An 18,037-nucleotide genomic window follows, 5' to 3' on the forward strand; every position below is an offset into this window, starting at 1 on the left:
AATCTTTTAGAGGCCTCTGGTGGCATTACCAATAAGTTGAAGGTCTACCCCATATTCATTTATAAAGTAATTTCTGACCATGTTATAACGCCTTTTGATCTGACCAGCGGTATCCTTGATTGGGTTTAAAATTCCCGCAGCACTACTATCCGTTATGGCTACCGAGGCGTTAAGCTGAACCGTGGAATAGGTCACCATTGCGGTAATGTAGGCGTTCCAATCGGCCTGGACCGCTGGACCGGAAGGATTTACAATGATCCCTCTACCATAAGCCTGCGTAGTGGTGGTCATGGCTGTATTATAATCGGCACTGTTTGCAAATTCATTTGTAGGTGCGATCAGGCCTCTTGCAAAAATGCTTTGCATAAAAATAAGGTTCGTCTTGTAGATAAAAAGCCTTAGATCTGCTGCAGTCATGGAATTTACGGTAGCATCCCCATAGTTAATTTGGATGTTATCGTAGTTGTAAAAAGCAGGCATCTTCTTTGTCGACTTTACTGAGCTGAATACTGGTGTAAAAATAAAGGCATTCCCTACCGAATCTACCCTTTTGCAAAGCAGTATTTTAACCGGCAGGAATTTTTTAAGAAATTTGTCGGAGTAAAAATTAAACCACTTGGTTTTTATGAGATTGAGTTGAGCTGCAATGTAGACAGGATCTGAAGCTTCCACCTCTGCACCAGCGGTCCAACTTCCTTTTACCTCCAGGGGTTTCTTCCAGCCTGTTGGCGTCCAATAAGCATCTTTTTCGGTAAACTTATACAGCATATAAGTTCCGTATTTTTTATAGTAATCCACAATGGTCTCATCGAACGCGTTGTTTCCCTGCGGCACCTTGTATGTATACGTCTCATCAGCACCAGACGGTGTTAGCGGCTCTTCCGATTTTTTGCATGCATTTAAGGTAAGTATTGTACTAAGCACAAACAGGCTTAAAATATATCGTTTCATTGTATTCAGGTTTAAATAAATGTTCTTTTATCTCGGATTTTGAACAAGGTCAGGATTGTTGGTTATCGCATTGAATGGGATCGGCAAGGCGTATAACAGACTATTTGCCGGAAGTGTATACGCCGTACTCACCCCATCTGCCCCGATATAGTTATGCGTCACCGGAATCGCCCATCTGCGGATATCCTGCCACCTGAAACCATCTTCCAGGGCGAGTTCCCTTCTCCGCTCTTGCTGATAAAAAATAAACAAGGCATTTCCATCCGTGATACTAACCGGAACATAGGCCGTATTCCTGGTATCATAACGATTGATCCTCAAATAATTAATATCAGAAAGTGCCTGAGTACGATCAGCGGTATTGCCTGTTTTGATGAAGCGCCTGATCAGTGCTTCTGCACGGTTCAGGTAAACTTCTGACAATCGAAAACCTTTAGATCCTGAGCCTGCTGTATTAGCAGTTGATTTTGCACTTGCATATGGAAAAGTTCCATTGTTAGAATACTTGGTAAAGTACATCTGATAACGCAAATCCCCATAGTTTGAGGTACCAGGCCCTTGTTCATAAGTAGAAGTCAAATTTGAAGTCACAGCAAATGGCGGTACCGCACCGCCTGTCAGCGACGCAAAGTAGGTAAAGTCTGTTCTTGAATTGCCACCATATGCCCAAAGTACTTCTGTATTGCCGCCATCGTAAATTCCAGTCGATGAAATCGCATTTGTTGCGGTAAAAAATGTACTTAAGGATGTTAAAGTGTTTCGATCTTCAAATGTTTTATTTGCATACTCAATCACTTTATCCAAATCTGTTTCCAAACCCCGCAACAGATAAAACCGTGTTAAACAGGCATTCACAGCTGGGGCTCCAACCCGAAAATTACTCGTTTGAGTGTAATTAGCCTTCAGGAGTTCAGCAGCTTTCAACAGGTCCGTTTCAATTTGATCATAGGTTTGTTTAAGACTTGGGCGCAAGAGCCCGCCATCGCGCACCTGGCTTGATAAGATCAGAGGGATTCCCAGGCTACTCTCCGGATTTACTCCAGGGGCAGTATAAGGCAGGCTATAAAGTGTAACCAATTTGAAATGATAGTAAGCCCTGAGAAACAGGCATTGACCAAGGATAGCATTTTTTGCCTGTTGCGAACCAGAAACTTTGTCGAGGTTATCTATAACAACATTACATCCCTTTATCTTTGAATAATATGTTTCGTACAGATTTGTGCCCTTGGGAATGGTATTGTTGGAATCGAACATTGTTGGGTTAAACGTAAACTGTGGTGTACCGTTAGCGAGAGCAGTTATGTAAGCAGCCACAGGTGTACCATTCGAACTTGACAGTCCATTGCTTTGCACATCATCAGTAAGCATATCCAGGTTATCAAAACTTCCGGCATAGGGATAGGCTTCACTATACATCAAAGCGGCCAGATCGTCGGTAGTCGAGGGTCTCATTTCATCCTGGCTATATTCTGAAAGAAATTTTTTGCAGCTCCCAAATAATGTGGTCAACAAAACCAGGGAAAATATCATAAGTCTTTTCATATCTATTATTATAAACTTAGGTTTAAATTGAGGGTATAGGTTCTTGTTCTGGGCTGCTGTCCAACGGCAACTTCAGGATCTAATCCTTTAAAATCTTTACTGTTAATGGCAAAAACATTACTAACTCCTGCTCCGATAAAAATATTCTTCGATTTCAATCGCTTCACAAGCGATGCTGGCAGTGTGTAACTTAGGTTAATGTTATTGCATCGTAATGTTGATGCACTAACCAGGCGTTCTGTGCTGAAATTATACATATCAAACACCGTAGGTGAAACTCCACCCGCTCCTGCTCTTCCCGGTAAAGTAACAAACGGAACTGAACTGTCGGGTAACGTAGGAACAGTACCCCCGGGATTAGTCGGTGTCCAGCGATCCAGCAACTGACGGGATAAATTTTGATATTCTGTAGGCAGATTGTTAGTCAGGGAGTATAATGGAGTTAGAAATTTTTTACCCCCTACCTGCAGGTAAAAGCTCGAACTTAAGGTCAACATTTTATACCTGAAATTCATGCCTAATCCTGAGATGAAATCGGGATCAAACTTACCTGCATAAGTCATATAAGAGGTAGGATCTTTAGGATCCGCACCCGGATCAACAGACAAGTCGAATTTAGGGTATCCGTTTGTAGGATCTATACCCAGGTACCTGAATGCATAAAATCCCGAGGTAGGTCGGTCGATAACATTTAACGATCCGCTTACAGCTGTTCTCCAATTGACAAGTTGCGGGCTGATTTTGGTGATGGTATTTATATTTTTTGAAGTATTAAACGTTACGTTCCAGGTGAAATTTCTGGTACGTACAGGAACGAAACTTGCTGATATTTCATAACCTTCGTTTTGCATAGCGCCGCCGTTAACAAGCATATTGGTTATTCCATATTCGAGCGGTACCGTGAGGCTAGTGATCAGTTCTCTTCCGCGTTTCTGGTAATATTGGAATGATCCGACTATTTTATTGTTGAAAAGGCTAAAATCTAATCCCAGATTCATACTTGCATTCTGTTCCCAACGCAAATCGCCATAAGGCAAATTGCTAATGGTTAAGAGATTATCGCCTGTATTTGAATCTACGCTGGTTGACAATGAACCGGTTGGGATTTTGACAATTAAATCAGGGCTTACATTTGAAGCCACGTTTCTCTGGTAGCCAAAAGTTCCACTAAGGCTTAGGTTTGAAAGCCAATAAGATTTAACAAACCATTTTTCGTTGGCCATGTTCCACCTTAAACCACCCGCCCAAACCGGGTTAAACTTCTCATTGGTAAACTGACCGAAACGATTGGAACGGTCGTTACGAATACTAAAGTTCATAACGTACCGGTTGTCGTAGCTATAACTTGAGGTAAAATAGAGTCCCATGGTATTGGCAAGGCGATCAGTCACTTTCGGCGTAAACTTATTCGTATAATCACTGATCAAGACGGTATTACCTGCCTGTATGGTGGTTGTTGGCAGCGTAGCGAATGATTTGCCACGATCTCTGAGGTACCCCAGCGTAGTATTGCTATAGCCGACATATTTGGTACTGTTAAGCTCGTGACCAAACATAAGGGCCATGGAATGCTTTTTACCAAACAATTTGCTATAGGACAAACTGTTTCTCAAGCTCCATACATCGCTATTGGCCTGGTTTATATTGTATTCTCCACCAACAGGCAATTTACTTTGTTTATATCCTGCTTCATTAGGTTTAAATGAGCCATAGTTGTTGTAGCGGTATTCGCGTGCAATGTACTCCGATTGTTCCGTAGCGTAAGATTCTCCGACCGTTGCAGTGTTATTGTAGCTGAACAAAGTCTGCACATTCAGTCCTTCAATAACTTTATAGTTTAAATTTATGCTGGTATTGGCAGACAGTACTTTATTGGAATTGCCTGTATTATTGAGTTCGTTAATCATATTGAAGTTGTAACCAGAGGCATTTGGATAAAAACTCAAATCACCATTGGGGTTATATGCCCGTATAGCCCGATTTGTATTTTTAGCATAGTTATAGGTATCAACAATATAAAAGCCATTGGTTAGATTTTTTGATGCTGATAACCTGGCACTGATGCTGAATCTCTCTGATAGCTGAGAGGTAATTGAAAAATTACCGGTAATACCGGTAGCGTCATTTCCCCTTGCTGTACCAACGGACTTGTTGTAACCCAGGGAAGAATAATAGCGCGTATTTGGATTTCCACCAGAGACGCTCACATTTTGACTGGTACTGAATGGAACGCGATAGAGCAAGTCAAACCAATCTGTATTTGCCGTTTCCAAATCTGCTACACGCGCATTAAATTCATCAGCAGTTATGGTTTTCTTATATAGGTACTCATTTAATGCTCCTGCATAGCCAATTGTGCTGTTTACAAAAGTTGAAGTAAGTCCATTGGTAAAAATGTCACGTGAGACCGCTACCCGCTCCTTAGAGCTCATCAGGTTGAGTTTATCAGCGGTTACTTTATCTGTTGCACTAAAATTAGTAGAATAGCTGATGGACATTGGCCCCACTCTCCCTTTTTTTGTAGTAATCACAATTACACCGTTACCTGCCCTGATGCCATATATAGCAGTTGCAGCAGCATCTTTCAATACGGTTATGTCTTCAATGTCCATAGGGTTTAACCAACGGATAGAGTTGCCGACAAAGTTTCTGATCACATCAAAATTGTCAGAAGTGATATCACCGTTCACATTAAGTTCCTGTGCTTTAAAAGGTAGTGGCTCTTCCTGGATCACGCCATCAACCACCCAGATCGGCTCCTGCGAACCGGCTAAAGTTGATGTTCCCCTCACGCGTACGGTTTGTTTTGTACCGATTAAACCGCTGGTATTTGTAACCGCTAAACCAGCAATTTTACCCTGCAAAGCCTGCTCCAACGTACTTACCCCGTTTAAGTACAACTCTTTTGCATTGAGCGTTGCACTTGAGCCCACCATATCACTTCTTTTAAGAACCTGGTAACCAGTATTTACCATTACTTCATCCAGTTCTTTCGCGGCTTCTGTAAGGGTTACATTTAAGTTCTGAAGGGTGTTTACAGCGATCTGTCTGGACTGCATACCGATATAAGAAAAAATCAGCGTGGCTCCTTTTTCATCCGATACTTCAATCCAGTAACGCCCCTCTTTGTCAGTTACTGCCCTTACATTTGTTTCCTTAGATAATACGGTTACGCCTGGCATCGGCCGACCATCCGTGCTGCTTACCTGCCCGGCTATTGAACGGGTTTTCATGGACACTGAAACTGAACTCTGGAGATTTTCCAAAGCTTCCTTCTGCTTCACAACAATAGTCTTATTTTGAATAGAATAACTCAGGGGCTGATCTTTAAAACAAGCTGCCAGGGCATTTTCTAATGGTGCATTTTTTAAATTGATGGTTACAGGTTTTGCTTCGCTGATATGCCTGGAGGTGTATACGAAATCGTATCCCGTTTGTTTTCTGATTTCCTTGAAAACATCAACAATTTTGGCATTACTTTTTGAAATAGTAACAGTTTGTGCTTTACTGCTACCTAACTGAAAGACAAAAATGGCAAACAAAAGCATTGCTGCCTTCATTATAAAGCCCATATTTTGCCCGGAACGACAAGCACGTGGCTTATCGTCCATTGAAATGGATTTTTTCATACATTTGAATGGAATACCATTTGCGGGCGCAATGGTATCCTGGTTGGTTTGGTTGTTTGGTTTAGTTGAATATCAATCTTCATTTATACCGCTCCAAATTTACTTCCGGGGGTGCTTCGTACCACCTCCGGTTCTTTTCAGAACGTGTTTGGGTACAATTTATGGCATTACGATTACCCTCCTTCCTTCAATTTTGAAATGTACTCCACCGGTTTCTTCAAGCGATGAAAGTACATCATGCAAGGGTTTATTTCTGGAGAAGGCCCCACCGAAACTTTCTTTGGTAACCGGCCCATTGTAAACTACTTCTACATTATACCACCTGGCAATATCCTGCATAATCGGTTCTATCCCCATATTGGTAAACTGAAAATTTCCGTTCTTCCAGGCAATGGCCTCTTCTACGTCAACCTTATTCACGTTTATAAGGCCATTTAGGGCAGTTGCCTGCTCGCCGGGAACTAACTTTTTGGTAGTATTGCCATCAACAACCCTTACGCTGCCCTCAAGCAATGTTGTTTTAAGTGATGCTTCGTTGGTGTATGCCCTTACATTAAAATGGGTGCCCAGCACCTCGATAGATTTATTGTTAACGGTGATGATAAAAGGCTTCCGTTGTTTAACACCATGAACAGATGTGTTTACTTTTGCAACCTCAAAGTAAGCCTCGCCCTGTAGCTTCAAACGCCGCTCCGGGTTTGATGAAAAGTTTGCAGCCAGCAAAATACTACTTGATGCATTAAGCCAAACCTTTGTACCATCTGGCAGTTCTACCTGGTAAGTACCTCCGTTTGGTGTTCTAATCTCCATTTCTTTAGTTACCGCACTGGTTTTGTCTAAAGCGATGCCACTTCCATCGATATATTCCAGGTCAGCAGAATCGATCTTTAAACCAAGTTTACTACTACTTAACTGCAAAATTTTACCGTTCGACAGCTTCAAAGTGGCCATATTCGTTCCCGGCAAAATCTCGGTCTTAGTTTTTCCAGGTGCAATGAGCATGCTAAACCAACCAGACTGGTAGGCCAGATAGCCAAAAACCACCATAAGGATGGCTGCTGCGCTTGTAAACCAGATGGGGAAAAGTTTAGATTTTAAAGGTTTTATTTTTTCATCTTCAAGCCCAGCGCTTATTTTGGAATAAAGGCTTTTTTCCAGCTCATCAAAACCGGTATAACCGGTTTCCCGAAGATCGAGCTCTTCATCATTAAAAGAAGAATACCATTGCTCGTAGAAGGCTTTTTCTTCCTGCGTAGCTGTTCCTTTTTGCCACTTATAGGCAATTTCGGATATCGAGTAGGTTTTGTCGCGTTGATTCAATGTTAGCTGGTTTAGCATATAGTCACACCAACAAGGCCTTACCCTACATTGAATTTAAAATAAATTTTAGCCTGTGTTTAAATTTTAAGTAAAATTATCCTGTATGTCCGTCTGAGCATAGTCGAAAACCATTTAAACGCATTAATAAAGCAATCGACTACGCTACCATAAACAGAATCCATTAGTACGGTCGTGGAGTTGCAACTCCAATCGTCATTCCCGCGCAGGCGGGAATCTTAAAGCGCTTGCATTACGATTCCAAAAAAAGGTCGTCATTGCGAGGAGGAACGACGAAGCAATCTATCATGCTAGTGATCCTTGCTATAAAGATTGCTTCGTCGGCTGAAAAAGCCTTCTCGCAATGACGATCCCTCGGGGAAATTTATTTCCATTAAATTCTACTGTCTTTTATATTGATTTTTATGAAATCAATTATTCCTACCATTGACAGGACACCAATAGAAAGGTCGTCATCTCGACTGTAGCGCAGCGAAATGGAGAGATCTATTTAGTTAGATTTTGCTTCGCAGAGCCTTCGGGTTCTCGACTGCGTTGCACTCCGCTCGAAACGATACCTCGAGGGATTTTTACGCGTAGATTAATACTGTCTTTTATATTGATTTTATGAAATAAATTAACCCTCAGGATAACACCAAAAGGCCATTTAACATTTGTTGTAAAAATTTAAACAGACTCTTATTTTGACAGCAGATACAAAATTAATGGCAATCCCGCGCCTAATTTATCCTTCAAAATTTTGAGCGCCCTGGTAATATGCGCTTCAACTGTTTTTTCAGATATATCCAATTCTTCGGCTATTGCTGTATTTGATTTGTAGCCTTCCCTGCTCATTTTGAAAATCAGGCGGCATTTAACCGGAAGCTCATTAATATGTTTATCTAATTCCTGCCTCAGTTCACGTTCCGAAAACCACAGTTCCGTCGTGTCGATCCCCTGTTCCGGAATATCCTCCAGCGAATTTCTTTTCTCTGCATTAAAATATCCCCTGCTTTGTTTGTTAATCACCTGATATTTTGTTGCCGCACTAAAGTAGGTATGGAGGCTATACCTGATCTGCAGATTGGAACGCCGTTTCCAAAGACTTAAAAACACTTCCTGCACCACTTCTTCCGCTTCAGCCTGGTTAGCCAGGCGATGATACGCTACCGAGAATACTTTATCCCAAAACCTACGGTACACTTCGGTAAATGCGCCTTGATCACCATTTTGTAAATGGGAAATTAGCTGGGTATCCGTAAAAGATTCATAGCTACTCATGGCCTTAGGGAAAGTTTTGCCAAATTAAGTTATAAAAGATCAAAAACCAACATCGCTACCTGTTATTTAGGCAAATTAGGATACAGGCAATGGAAAATTTCATCAAATGGTAAAGATATTATATTGATAAATACGAAAATGAGCAAATGCCAGTCCTAAAAAGACTTTTTTTTGATACAATTCCTGCTATTCAATAATTCAATCAATGCTCATGTAAATTTATTTGATAAGGGACTGTTTAAAATCAGATAAAATTAATTCGTATATCAATCTTAGCGCAGTCGAAGACCATTTCAACGCATTAATAAAGCATTTCGACTACGCTATCATTGACGGATCTTATAAGAAAGGTCGTCATTGCGAGAAGGCTTTTTCAGCCGACGAAGCAATCTTACAACGATCGCTACCAGCGTGCGCTTTAAGATTGCTTCGTTCCTCGCAATGACGATTCCTCACCGGAACATAGCAATAGAACCCTCAGTCACTCACATTGATTTTTATACAATAAATTACTCTTCAGCGTGAAAGAAAAATGCCAGGTAACATTTACTGTAAAAATTTAAACAGGCGCTAAACTCACCCAAGCTTAAATAAACCAAACCAACTATTCCCCTAACAAATTTTTATGTTTTACGCCCCAGCTTTCGAGTGCATTAATAATCGGCCTCAATTCCAGGCCAATTTCGGTTAGTTCATATTCCACCCGTGGCGGAACTTCAGCGTAAACGGTTCGCTTAACAATTTTAGCTGCTTCTAATTTACGGAGCTGTAAGGTGAGCATGCGCTCGGTAATGTTTGGTAAATTTTTTCTTAACTCCCCAAATCTGAGTTTACCGTTCATTAACCACGAACAGATCACCAAAGCCCATTGCCCGCCGATAATGTTGGCCGTATAAACTTCTAAACACTCATCAGCTAAAGCTTGTTTGTTAGCGTAGTTGGTTGAGGTTTCCTTGATTTTAGACATACTTACATTTTTTATAGTACCTAACAATTGGTGGCTAATGTACAAATTAAGCGGTTATGCATCTATTTTTGTGCTTTATAATCATCAAAATCTGTAAAAATGAAAACATTAATCGTTGTAACCCATCCCGATATTAAAAGCTCCGTAATCAACAAACGGTGGATTGAAGAATTAAGTAAATACCCCGAGAAATATCTAATCCATCAACTGCATGAGGCCTATCCTGATGGAAAAATTGATGTATTAGCAGAGCAAAAACTGGTTGAACAGCATGATAAAATTGTATTCCAGTTTCCTTATTATTGGTTCAATTGTCCTGCACTTTTAAAAAAATGGATGGATGAAGTTCTCACCCATGGCTGGGCTTATGGTAGCAAAAGCGGTTATAAATTGGCTGACAAGAAAATCGCCCTGGCCATTTCATTGGGCGTTGATGAACACGAACTGCGTCCATCAGAAAAGTATAAATATACCTTAGCAGAATTAACCCGTCCGTTCGAACTTTCCTTCCAATATGTAAAAGCCGATTACCAACCCCTGTTTGCTTATTATGGAATAGACAATAACCCATCGGAAGAGTGGATAGAAGCAAGCGTTCCTTTGTATTTAGATTTTTTAGATTCGTTGTAGCGTAAAAGCCCAGGAGCGCCAATTTTTTACCACCGAGCGCACTGAGTTTTACACAGAGGAACACAGAGCGTAATGGCCTTTAAATACCGAGCTCTGCGTACTTCGTGCCCTTCCTTTGTGACCTTTGTGGTAAAAAGATGTTATTTATTTTTGTTTAACCGCGAAGAGCGCCATTTTTTTTACCACGGAGTGCATTGAGTTATACACAGAGGAACACAGAGAGCAGTATAGCCTTTTTCGCCAAAAAATACCGAAATCTGTGCCCCCACTTTCTTACTCGCAAAATCCAGGCAGCATCAAACCAATTGTCATTCTGAACGCAGTGAAGAATCTTTCAATCAAAAGATCCTTCGTACCTCAGGATGACAAATTCTAAAATAAAATGGCGTACAATTCCTAGCGAGTGCCTTAAACCCCTATCTGCCTATTGGCACCTTTCCCCTGAAAGGGAAAGGACTAAAAAACAAATTATCGCATCCTGCAATAGGCCCCTCGCTATCTGCGCCCTGCTATCCGGCCTAGGAAATGATGGAAGGAGAAAACGTTAAAGCTTTTGCACCTACTCCCAACCTACCACTACCCCGAGGCAGCACGCCCTCCCCGATTTTTCATCGGGGCTTGTGCTGACGACCTCAAAGCTTTGACGAATTTATCCGACATCAGGTCCAAGCCTTGATTTTTTGTTACTTTTGGATCAAGCCAAAAGTAAGAGCCCCTTCGGCGGCGGTGAGCCGAGGCAAGCCCGAGCCTGAGGTAAAAAATAGCGACCGCTTTAAGATTCCCGCATGCGCGAGAATGACGACCGTACTATAGCGAGCGCCTTAAACCCCTATCCGCCTATCGGCACCTTTCCCCTTAAAGGGAAAGGGCTGAAAAACAAATTACTGCACACTGCAATATGCCCCTGCAATACGCTCCTTGCAATCTGCACCTCGCTATCCGGCCTCGCAGATTTTCGTAGGAAAAAGCACGGAAATCTTTGCAGTCCCCCTCATAACCCCACAGCCCAAGGCAGGATCAAAGCGGGAGCGTTGGGAATAAGCAAGGGTGAGAGCCTCGATGCTGCCGCTATCAAGATTTCCGTAGGTTTTTACAAGAATTGCGTAGCAATCTTTTATACCTATAAAAACCAATATAATCACATAAAAAACGGATGCAAGCCTTTCAGTTATGCCTTTTCGTTGTTATTTTTTAATGGCAGGCATGCTTTCGCGGCGCTCAGGTTTGTTACTTTTTCATCAAGGAAAAAGTAAAAGCCCCTCGGTGGCTAACCGAGGCAAGCCCGAGCTAGGGCAAGAAATAGCGAGCGCATTAAGATTCCCGCATGCGCGAGAATGACGACCGTACTATAGCGAGCGCCTTAAACCCCTATCCGCCTATCGGCACCTTTCCCCTGAAAGGGAAAGGACTATAAAACAAATTACCGCACCCTGCAATATGCACTTCGCTATCTGCTCCCTGCTATCCGGCCTAGGAGATGATGGAAGGAGAAAACGTTAAAGCTTTTGCACCTCCTTTCAACCTACCACAGCACAGAGGCAGCACGCCCTCCCCGATCCTTCATCGGGGCTTGTGCTGACGACCTCAAAGCTTTGACGAATTTATCCGACATCAGATCCAAGCCTTGATCTTTTGTTTCTTTTCTATCAAGAGAAAAGAAAGAGCCCCTCGGCGGCGGTGAGCCGAGGAAAGACTGCGCGAAGGGCAAAACCTGCAAATCGTACCCCGCAATAACGACCGTATTGAGTGATACTGCAAACAAAACATCCCCCCTTACCCCCTCTTCACCTCATACCACCTTTCAATCCCCTCAACAAACCCCTCAAAAAAATCCTTATAATACCCTTTTGGCACCTGAACCCTAAAATTTACCCTACTAAAAAACCAAACCAGTTTATAATCCATTTCCGCCTCAAGCAAATACCATAAATACGGTTTAACCCTATCGCAAACTAAAAATAACCCAGGCTTATCGGTATTAAAATGCAGGCTTTTCCCTTTCACTTTAAGCTTCAGCTGCAGTTCGTAATAATCGCCCTCATCTTTTAACAAAAAGCTTAAAACAGGTACCTCCATAGAGAATTCAACCAGTTTCATATCACGCATTACTGGTTTGCCGGTAACATTGCGCATGCCATAAGAGTAGAAGTAATGTGTAAAACGCTGCTGCATCAATAATGGCAAAGCCTTGTTCCATAACTTAAAAAGGGTGAGCTGGTTCGCGTCATTAATCGCATTAGTTTCGGGCAGGTGGCCGTTTGCGCTAAAGCGTATTGCAGCTATCTGTTTCATGGCGAAGCAAATGCTGTTCAGCTCCTCCTGTTGTGGCGAGAGGCTTATACCATCCACATCGTGCGGATTCAACACGAAACGTTTAAAAGATTTTACCGTTTTTAGGTAAGCCGTGGCCGCAAAAACATAAGGAATTAAAAAAGGATAATGATTGGTGTGGAAATTCTGCAGATCGGTATTGGCGAAACAATAGCCAATGCTAACCGGTGCCAACCGTGCCATCTCGTGTTTACCCGACAGCCTTTCACGCGGTACTACCGCCCGTTCCGTAACATCAGGGAAATCATCACCAGGCCTAAACAAACCGCTAAACTTTTTCTTCAATGTAATGGTAAAACTGCCCGGTTTTTTAACCACATCTACATATCCCGAACGCTTGTTATCCAAAGCAAAACATGCCGGCCAGTAATATTCCTTAAAATCGCAGTAACCACTCCGCATCATAGCCCGCAAAGTAAGGTAAGCATAACGCCCAAGGTAGGTTTCATCAGTATCAACACTACAGCTCACCAATAAATGATCGTATTCCACCGCGATGTAAACCCTTGCTTCTTCCCCTCCCAATTTAACATGAACGGTTAACAAACCCTGATCAAAAGAAAGCGATTCTATGGCCAACGGCTCAGGTTTTTTGCCTACACTAAAGGTGCTGTGCAATCCGATAACTATCGGATCGCTAGCGATCTGATCTAGCACCGCTAACTTTAACACCCTGCTCCCCTTTTCAAAAGGCAATTGATAAAACTGCGAAAGCGGTTTCCCTACAATTGTAATTGGTTTAGTCATCATACTCGTATGGTTTTACGAGTCTTGTGGTATAAAGAGACACTATAGCGGGCTCTAAACACCATCTACCGGGCTTCTCACGGCCTTGCCAACGGAATTACAATAGAGCCCATGATGCTATAGTGCGCACTAAATTACGCAAAATATCACCATAGGCATTAATCTATTGTCTCGTTGGCTGTTTATTGTGAGAATTTGGTAGCCGAGACTCTTTATTAATACCTAATTTATGTACGAATATAATAATAAAAGTTTAGATAATCTAAAGTATTCTTTAAATAATCAAATGAAAAATTTAAAAATTGCCAATTAAAATTTCCACTTGGTATGTTTATCAAAAAACGATTAGCGTGAAAAAGAAATCGGAGCTTACAGAACTTGGCAAATACTTAATTTTGAAATCTGCTAACAAAGCAGAAATTTATAGGAAGACGGGTATTACTGAGTCGCGCTTAAGTCTACTAAGCAATGACGCGAGCACTAAGCTTTCTGGAGAAGAACTATACCTGATAGCGCTTGCACTGGATGTTGAGCCTGGCGATATGGCCAAGACGATTTATAAAGGAGTTAAGCTAAATACTATTGCAGAGCAAGAAGCATTAGCAGCTAAAAGCAGGAAACAAAAAAAATAGTTCTTTTCAAAGAAGAACGATCCCGGCTTTGGGTAAATAAGCAAGGAAATACTTTCTCATAATACAATTTTATCTGTTAATTAGTTAATTATAACTCTAATGATTTTAATTGTATCCCCTCTGCTGTTTTCCATTCCAAAGGGCCGCTTGCAGATCTAGCTAATGTTGCTGAAGCCGCGCGAGACGAGGAAGTAAAAACATAGTCTTTAGTAAGTTGGTAAAAAGCACCTACAATTTTTAAAATCCCTTCATTTATCATTTTTTGTCTTTCAAGACGGATACCATCTGCTAAAGACGCCTGCTCTTGAATTATAAATAGCGAATCCTTAAATACAATAAAACCTTCTGTAGAAGGACTACCAATACTATCTGCCCCAGCACCATTGCGACAATAAAACAATTGATTTTTAATTTCCTTACTTTCTATAGTCTCCTCTAGTTCTTCAAATATTTTATGCCCCAAAGAGGAAGTTAACACTTTTATATGGGCTAGAAATTCCTCCAGTTCTGCTTGCTCTGCTTCGGATAATTCTGAACGGGTAGGGATGTTTTGATTGATTGAATATCGACCAGCTTTTAAAGCCAGTTCATGTAAACGGTTCTCCAAATATTTTACACTTGCTTTATTAAGGTATTTATCTTTACTACCAAAGAAGATTACCTCGTTCCAGAAGTCTTTATTTGCAATTTGTTGGATCAAACGATCTACAACTATTTCTGCCTCGCCAATATAAGCGGCATCTTCGTTATTATCTCCTTTACCTATAAGTATATATACGCCTGGTTTTTGAAATTCCAGCCGACTACCATATTCTTTGATCTTAATACGTGGAACTTTTACACCTATACCTGTCCAATTACTCAGTTCCGCTGTAGTTAAGCCATTTGTAGTACCGTTCACTAAAAATAATCTTATGGTTTTTCCGAAAGTATTCATTTAACTAACTTTATTCATCACTTACCCAAACTTATCATTCTCTTCATCGTATCAAAAAATGCCTGATAAAATGCATCATCTTTTGCATACAAACGGTATAAATCCAATTCCTTTTTACGTTGTTGAGACATCACCTCATCTAATATTTTCCTTAACGCTAAATCTTGATTTTGTGAGTCCGTATTGTCTTTCACTTTCATTTCAAAATCTGGATGTGCCATGATGTTCTTACTCAGATTAACAAATTTAATACGCTGATCTTCTGGCGTAGCATCCCAACCCTGGTACCATTTTTCATTAAAACTTTGAATAATTAAATCTAAAGGGTCTTGCTCTTCCTCCTGGCCATGAGCACCTCTCGGATTTGGATTTTGCGGGTCTAATTCTGTTTTACTATCATCTAAACCAATTGCAGTATTAAGCTTAACTCTTTCTAAGCCATAAGTCGATAAATCTACTGAGTTTAAAAGTTCATCATAAGCATCAATATACGGGTCAACAATAATCAGCTTCGGGATTAAGAACTTCAAAAACCAAAACAGTTTTTCCCACTTAATAACCTCATAAGGTAAAATAGCGGCCATTTGTCCATATATTTTCACAAACTGCTTAGCCTTAATCTTAAAATCCGCCTTAGCTTCATCTCCAAGTGCCAAAGTATTATTGAAACGTTCTGCAGCAAAGTCTATAATCGGACTTAATAGCTCCGCATTTACATTCCTAAAATATTTTTCCACAAAATCTTCAACTTCAAACCATTCGTAAACGCCCACTTCATCTAACGATGCTTTTATTTCATGCAGAACATTTACATCTGTTGCCTTACTCAAAGAGGTTGCTGTGTAAAAAGGATCAAATGCTGTTTTTATGTCTTCGGTAGAATTGAAGAAGTCCAGGACAAATAAATCTTCAGTTTTCTTGCCCAGCTTATCTGCCGCCCGGTTTAAACGCGAAAGTGCTTGCACCGCTAAAACGCCCTGCAGTTTTTTATCGACATACATGGCAGTCAACTTTGGCTGATCGAAACCAGTCAGGTATTTATTGGCTACCACTAAGATCTTATATTCATCTTCATCAAACTTATCCCTGGTATCTTTTTCAGGGAAGCCATTAATACCTTCTTCTGTATATTCAATCCCATCTACCGTTTTCTTTCCTGAAAATGCAATGGCTATTTTAAAAGGATTTCCTTTAGCGTTCAGTAGCCGCTTAAGGGAATGATAATAACGGATGGCTGATTCTATACTTTGAGTAATCACCATGCTTTTCGCTTTACCTTTAAGTTTCTTTTGGTTTACAATTTTACTGATAAAATGATCCAGCATCACTTCGGCCTTAACATCAACAGTTTGCTGATGCCGTTCTACAAATGCACGTAATTTTTTCTGCGCTTTAGAAGTATCAAACAAGGGATTGTCTTCAATAGACTTCTCTATTTCATAATAACTTTTATAAGTGGTGTAATTTGCCAATACATCTAAAATAAACCCTTCTTCTATAGCCTGTTTCATAGAATATAGGTGAAAAGGCTCAAAAGTTCCATCAGCTTGTTTTACGCCAAACTTCTCGAGGGTATTATTTTTTGGAGTAGCTGTAAAAGCCAGGTAAGATGCATTTCCACGCATTTTTCTCGACCGCATTACCTCTTCCAGAATTTTATCCTGGGTTTCCTCGATATTCTCTTCTTTGTTATTCCCCATCGCCTGGTTCATGTTGTCAGCAGCAGACCCACTTTGGCTGCTATGTGCTTCATCAATAATCACGGCGAAACGTTTATCGCTTAAATCAGCTATGCCATTAACAATGAAAGGGAATTTCTGGATGGTTGTAATGATAATTTTTTTTCCCTGCTCTAAGCTTTCGCGTAATTCTTTTGAAGAATAAGCTGGTGCAACAATGTTTTTTACTTCCGAGAATTCCTTAATGTTTTCCCGAAGTTGTTTATCCAATAACCTTCTATCTGTAACGACGATTACGGAATCGAACAAAGGATTAGAGATGCCTTTGCTTCCGGGTAAATCTGCACTTTCAGGGTAAACCTCAATCAATTGATAAGCAAGCCATGTAATGGAATTTGACTTACCTGAACCTGCTGAATGCTGTATTAAATAAGTTTGCTTAACTCCCTTTTTACTTGCGTCTGCCAATATCTCTCTTACCACCTTCATTTGGTGGTATCTAGGGAAAAACAGTGTTTTCTTGCTTAAAGCATCAGTATCTTTTCCATCAAATCGAACAAAGTGCTGGAGTATGTTCGCAACACTTTGCCTGGTTAAAACTTCATCCCATAAATAAGAGGTCTTATGACCAAATGGATTTGGTGGATTGCCCTTACCAAAATCATTGCCCAGATTAAAAGGAAGAAAGAAGGTATTGGCACCATCTAATTTAGTGGTCATATACACTTCATCGGTATCTACCACAAAATGCACTACACAGCGCCCAAAGTTTAATAAAGGTTGAGTGATATCTCTTTTAAATTTGTATTGATTCTGCCCATGTACTTTTGCATTCTGCCCTGTCCAATGATTTTTGAGTTCCATTGTTGCGAATGGCAAACCATTAAGAAACAGCACCATGTCTATTTCTTCCCTTGGATTACTCTGAGAATAACGGATTTGACGACTAACGCTAAACTCATTGCTTTCGAAATTATCTTTCACCGCCTGGCTGCTACTGGCCAATGGCAAAACATAAAACAGCGTGAAATGTGCATCATCTACTTCTAAGCCTTTACGTATTAACCTCAGGATGCCATACTTTTTGATCATCCGATCTAAACGCTCCAGGATTTTTAACTTCCAATCACTTTGTTTTTGCAGTTTGGCCAACTCCTCCTGTTGAGTGGTTTCTAAGAAATGCCAGAAACGATTTTCATCTATAGCATACTTTGCATTAAAATCTGAAGCTGAACCTATATAATATTTATTCCCGCCACGATATAACTCCGCTCGCTCCTCAATAGGATTAGCGCCATATTTAGCCCTGATTTCTTCTAAAGTATCGCCAGTTAGCTTTTTTTCTATAGCGGCTTCTAAGGCTTGTTCGTTAGTTTGTGATGGCATTGAAAGAT

The 18,037-nt window shown here is 40.7% G+C and carries 12 protein-coding genes; 3 read left to right on the forward strand and 9 right to left on the reverse strand.

What is annotated here, in order from left to right; translation table 11 throughout:
* Positions 1 to 6: 6 nt before the first annotated feature.
* The 6 genes from ACUN24_RS21845 to ACUN24_RS21870 all read right to left on the reverse strand — a co-directional run bounded on the left by ACUN24_RS21845 (position 7) and on the right by ACUN24_RS21870 (position 9,687).
* Positions 7 to 951, reverse strand: coding sequence for a hypothetical protein (locus tag ACUN24_RS21845; protein ID WP_445564440.1), 945 nt, complete (start codon positions 949 to 951; stop codon positions 7 to 9).
* 27 nt (positions 952 to 978) lie between these two features.
* Complete coding sequence (locus tag ACUN24_RS21850; RefSeq protein WP_445564441.1) at positions 979 to 2,493, reverse strand: RagB/SusD family nutrient uptake outer membrane protein; 1,515 nt, start codon at positions 2,491 to 2,493, stop codon at positions 979 to 981.
* Positions 2,494 to 2,501: 8 nt separating this feature from the next.
* Positions 2,502 to 6,122: a SusC/RagA family TonB-linked outer membrane protein gene (locus ACUN24_RS21855; RefSeq protein WP_445564442.1), complete on the reverse strand. Its 3,621-nt coding sequence runs from the start codon at positions 6,120 to 6,122 to the stop codon at positions 2,502 to 2,504.
* Between the two features lie 159 nt (positions 6,123 to 6,281).
* On the reverse strand, positions 6,282 to 7,442 hold the full coding sequence (locus ACUN24_RS21860) for a FecR family protein (RefSeq protein WP_445564443.1): 1,161 nt from the start codon (positions 7,440 to 7,442) through the stop codon (positions 6,282 to 6,284).
* A gap of 696 nt (positions 7,443 to 8,138) precedes the next feature.
* The gene (locus tag ACUN24_RS21865) at positions 8,139 to 8,720 is read right to left on the reverse strand and encodes an RNA polymerase sigma factor (RefSeq protein WP_445564444.1); all 582 of its coding nucleotides are present in this window, start codon (positions 8,718 to 8,720) and stop codon (positions 8,139 to 8,141) included.
* Positions 8,721 to 9,324: 604 nt separating this feature from the next.
* Positions 9,325 to 9,687 (reverse strand): winged helix-turn-helix transcriptional regulator, encoded by a 363-nt coding sequence (locus ACUN24_RS21870; protein WP_445564445.1) that lies wholly within the window; start codon positions 9,685 to 9,687, stop codon positions 9,325 to 9,327.
* Between the two features lie 99 nt (positions 9,688 to 9,786).
* Between ACUN24_RS21870 and ACUN24_RS21875 the strand changes: the two genes are divergently transcribed.
* Together ACUN24_RS21875 and ACUN24_RS21880 are read left to right on the forward strand one after the other, a co-directional pair.
* The gene (locus ACUN24_RS21875) at positions 9,787 to 10,317 is read left to right on the forward strand and encodes an NAD(P)H-dependent oxidoreductase (protein ID WP_445564446.1); all 531 of its coding nucleotides are present in this window, start codon (positions 9,787 to 9,789) and stop codon (positions 10,315 to 10,317) included.
* Positions 10,318 to 11,102: 785 nt separating this feature from the next.
* Positions 11,103 to 11,570, forward strand: coding sequence for a hypothetical protein (locus tag ACUN24_RS21880; protein ID WP_445564447.1), 468 nt, complete (start codon positions 11,103 to 11,105; stop codon positions 11,568 to 11,570).
* A 520-nt stretch (positions 11,571 to 12,090) separates the two neighbouring features.
* Here ACUN24_RS21880 and ACUN24_RS21885 read toward each other — a convergent pair.
* Complete coding sequence (locus tag ACUN24_RS21885; protein WP_445564448.1) at positions 12,091 to 13,398, reverse strand: hypothetical protein; 1,308 nt, start codon at positions 13,396 to 13,398, stop codon at positions 12,091 to 12,093.
* Positions 13,399 to 13,697: 299 nt separating this feature from the next.
* On the opposite strand from ACUN24_RS21885, the gene ACUN24_RS21890 reads away from it, so the two are divergent.
* Positions 13,698 to 14,027 (forward strand): helix-turn-helix domain-containing protein, encoded by a 330-nt coding sequence (locus tag ACUN24_RS21890; RefSeq protein WP_445564449.1) that lies wholly within the window; start codon positions 13,698 to 13,700, stop codon positions 14,025 to 14,027.
* Between the two features lie 88 nt (positions 14,028 to 14,115).
* On the opposite strand, the gene ACUN24_RS21895 is transcribed toward ACUN24_RS21890, so the two are convergent.
* Complete coding sequence (locus ACUN24_RS21895) at positions 14,116 to 14,964, reverse strand: GIY-YIG nuclease family protein (RefSeq protein WP_445564450.1); 849 nt, start codon at positions 14,962 to 14,964, stop codon at positions 14,116 to 14,118.
* Between the two features lie 17 nt (positions 14,965 to 14,981).
* The gene (locus tag ACUN24_RS21900) at positions 14,982 to 18,029 is read right to left on the reverse strand and encodes a type I restriction endonuclease subunit R (protein ID WP_445564451.1); all 3,048 of its coding nucleotides are present in this window, start codon (positions 18,027 to 18,029) and stop codon (positions 14,982 to 14,984) included.
* Between the last annotated feature and the right edge of the window lie 8 nt (positions 18,030 to 18,037).

The sequence above is a fragment of the Pedobacter sp. WC2501 genome (assembly GCF_052682415.1).

Excerpts from the sequence above, each read along its gene's own strand:
- ACUN24_RS21850 (WP_445564441.1), bottom strand. The coding sequence starts at position 2,493 with ATGAAAAGACTTATGATATTTTCCCTGGTTTTGTTGACCACATTATTT.
- ACUN24_RS21880 (WP_445564447.1), top strand. The coding sequence starts at position 11,103 with ATGCGCGAGAATGACGACCGTACTATAGCGAGCGCCTTAAACCCCTAT.
- ACUN24_RS21895 (WP_445564450.1), bottom strand. The coding sequence starts at position 14,964 with ATGAATACTTTCGGAAAAACCATAAGATTATTTTTAGTGAACGGTACT.
- ACUN24_RS21870 (WP_445564445.1), bottom strand. The coding sequence starts at position 9,687 with ATGTCTAAAATCAAGGAAACCTCAACCAACTACGCTAACAAACAAGCT.
- ACUN24_RS21855 (WP_445564442.1), bottom strand. The coding sequence starts at position 6,122 with ATGAAAAAATCCATTTCAATGGACGATAAGCCACGTGCTTGTCGTTCC.
- ACUN24_RS21865 (WP_445564444.1), bottom strand. The coding sequence starts at position 8,720 with ATGAGTAGCTATGAATCTTTTACGGATACCCAGCTAATTTCCCATTTA.
- ACUN24_RS21885 (WP_445564448.1), bottom strand. The coding sequence starts at position 13,398 with ATGATGACTAAACCAATTACAATTGTAGGGAAACCGCTTTCGCAGTTT.
- ACUN24_RS21875 (WP_445564446.1), top strand. The coding sequence starts at position 9,787 with ATGAAAACATTAATCGTTGTAACCCATCCCGATATTAAAAGCTCCGTA.
- ACUN24_RS21900 (WP_445564451.1), bottom strand. The coding sequence starts at position 18,029 with ATGCCATCACAAACTAACGAACAAGCCTTAGAAGCCGCTATAGAAAAA.
- ACUN24_RS21845 (WP_445564440.1), bottom strand. The coding sequence starts at position 951 with ATGAAACGATATATTTTAAGCCTGTTTGTGCTTAGTACAATACTTACC.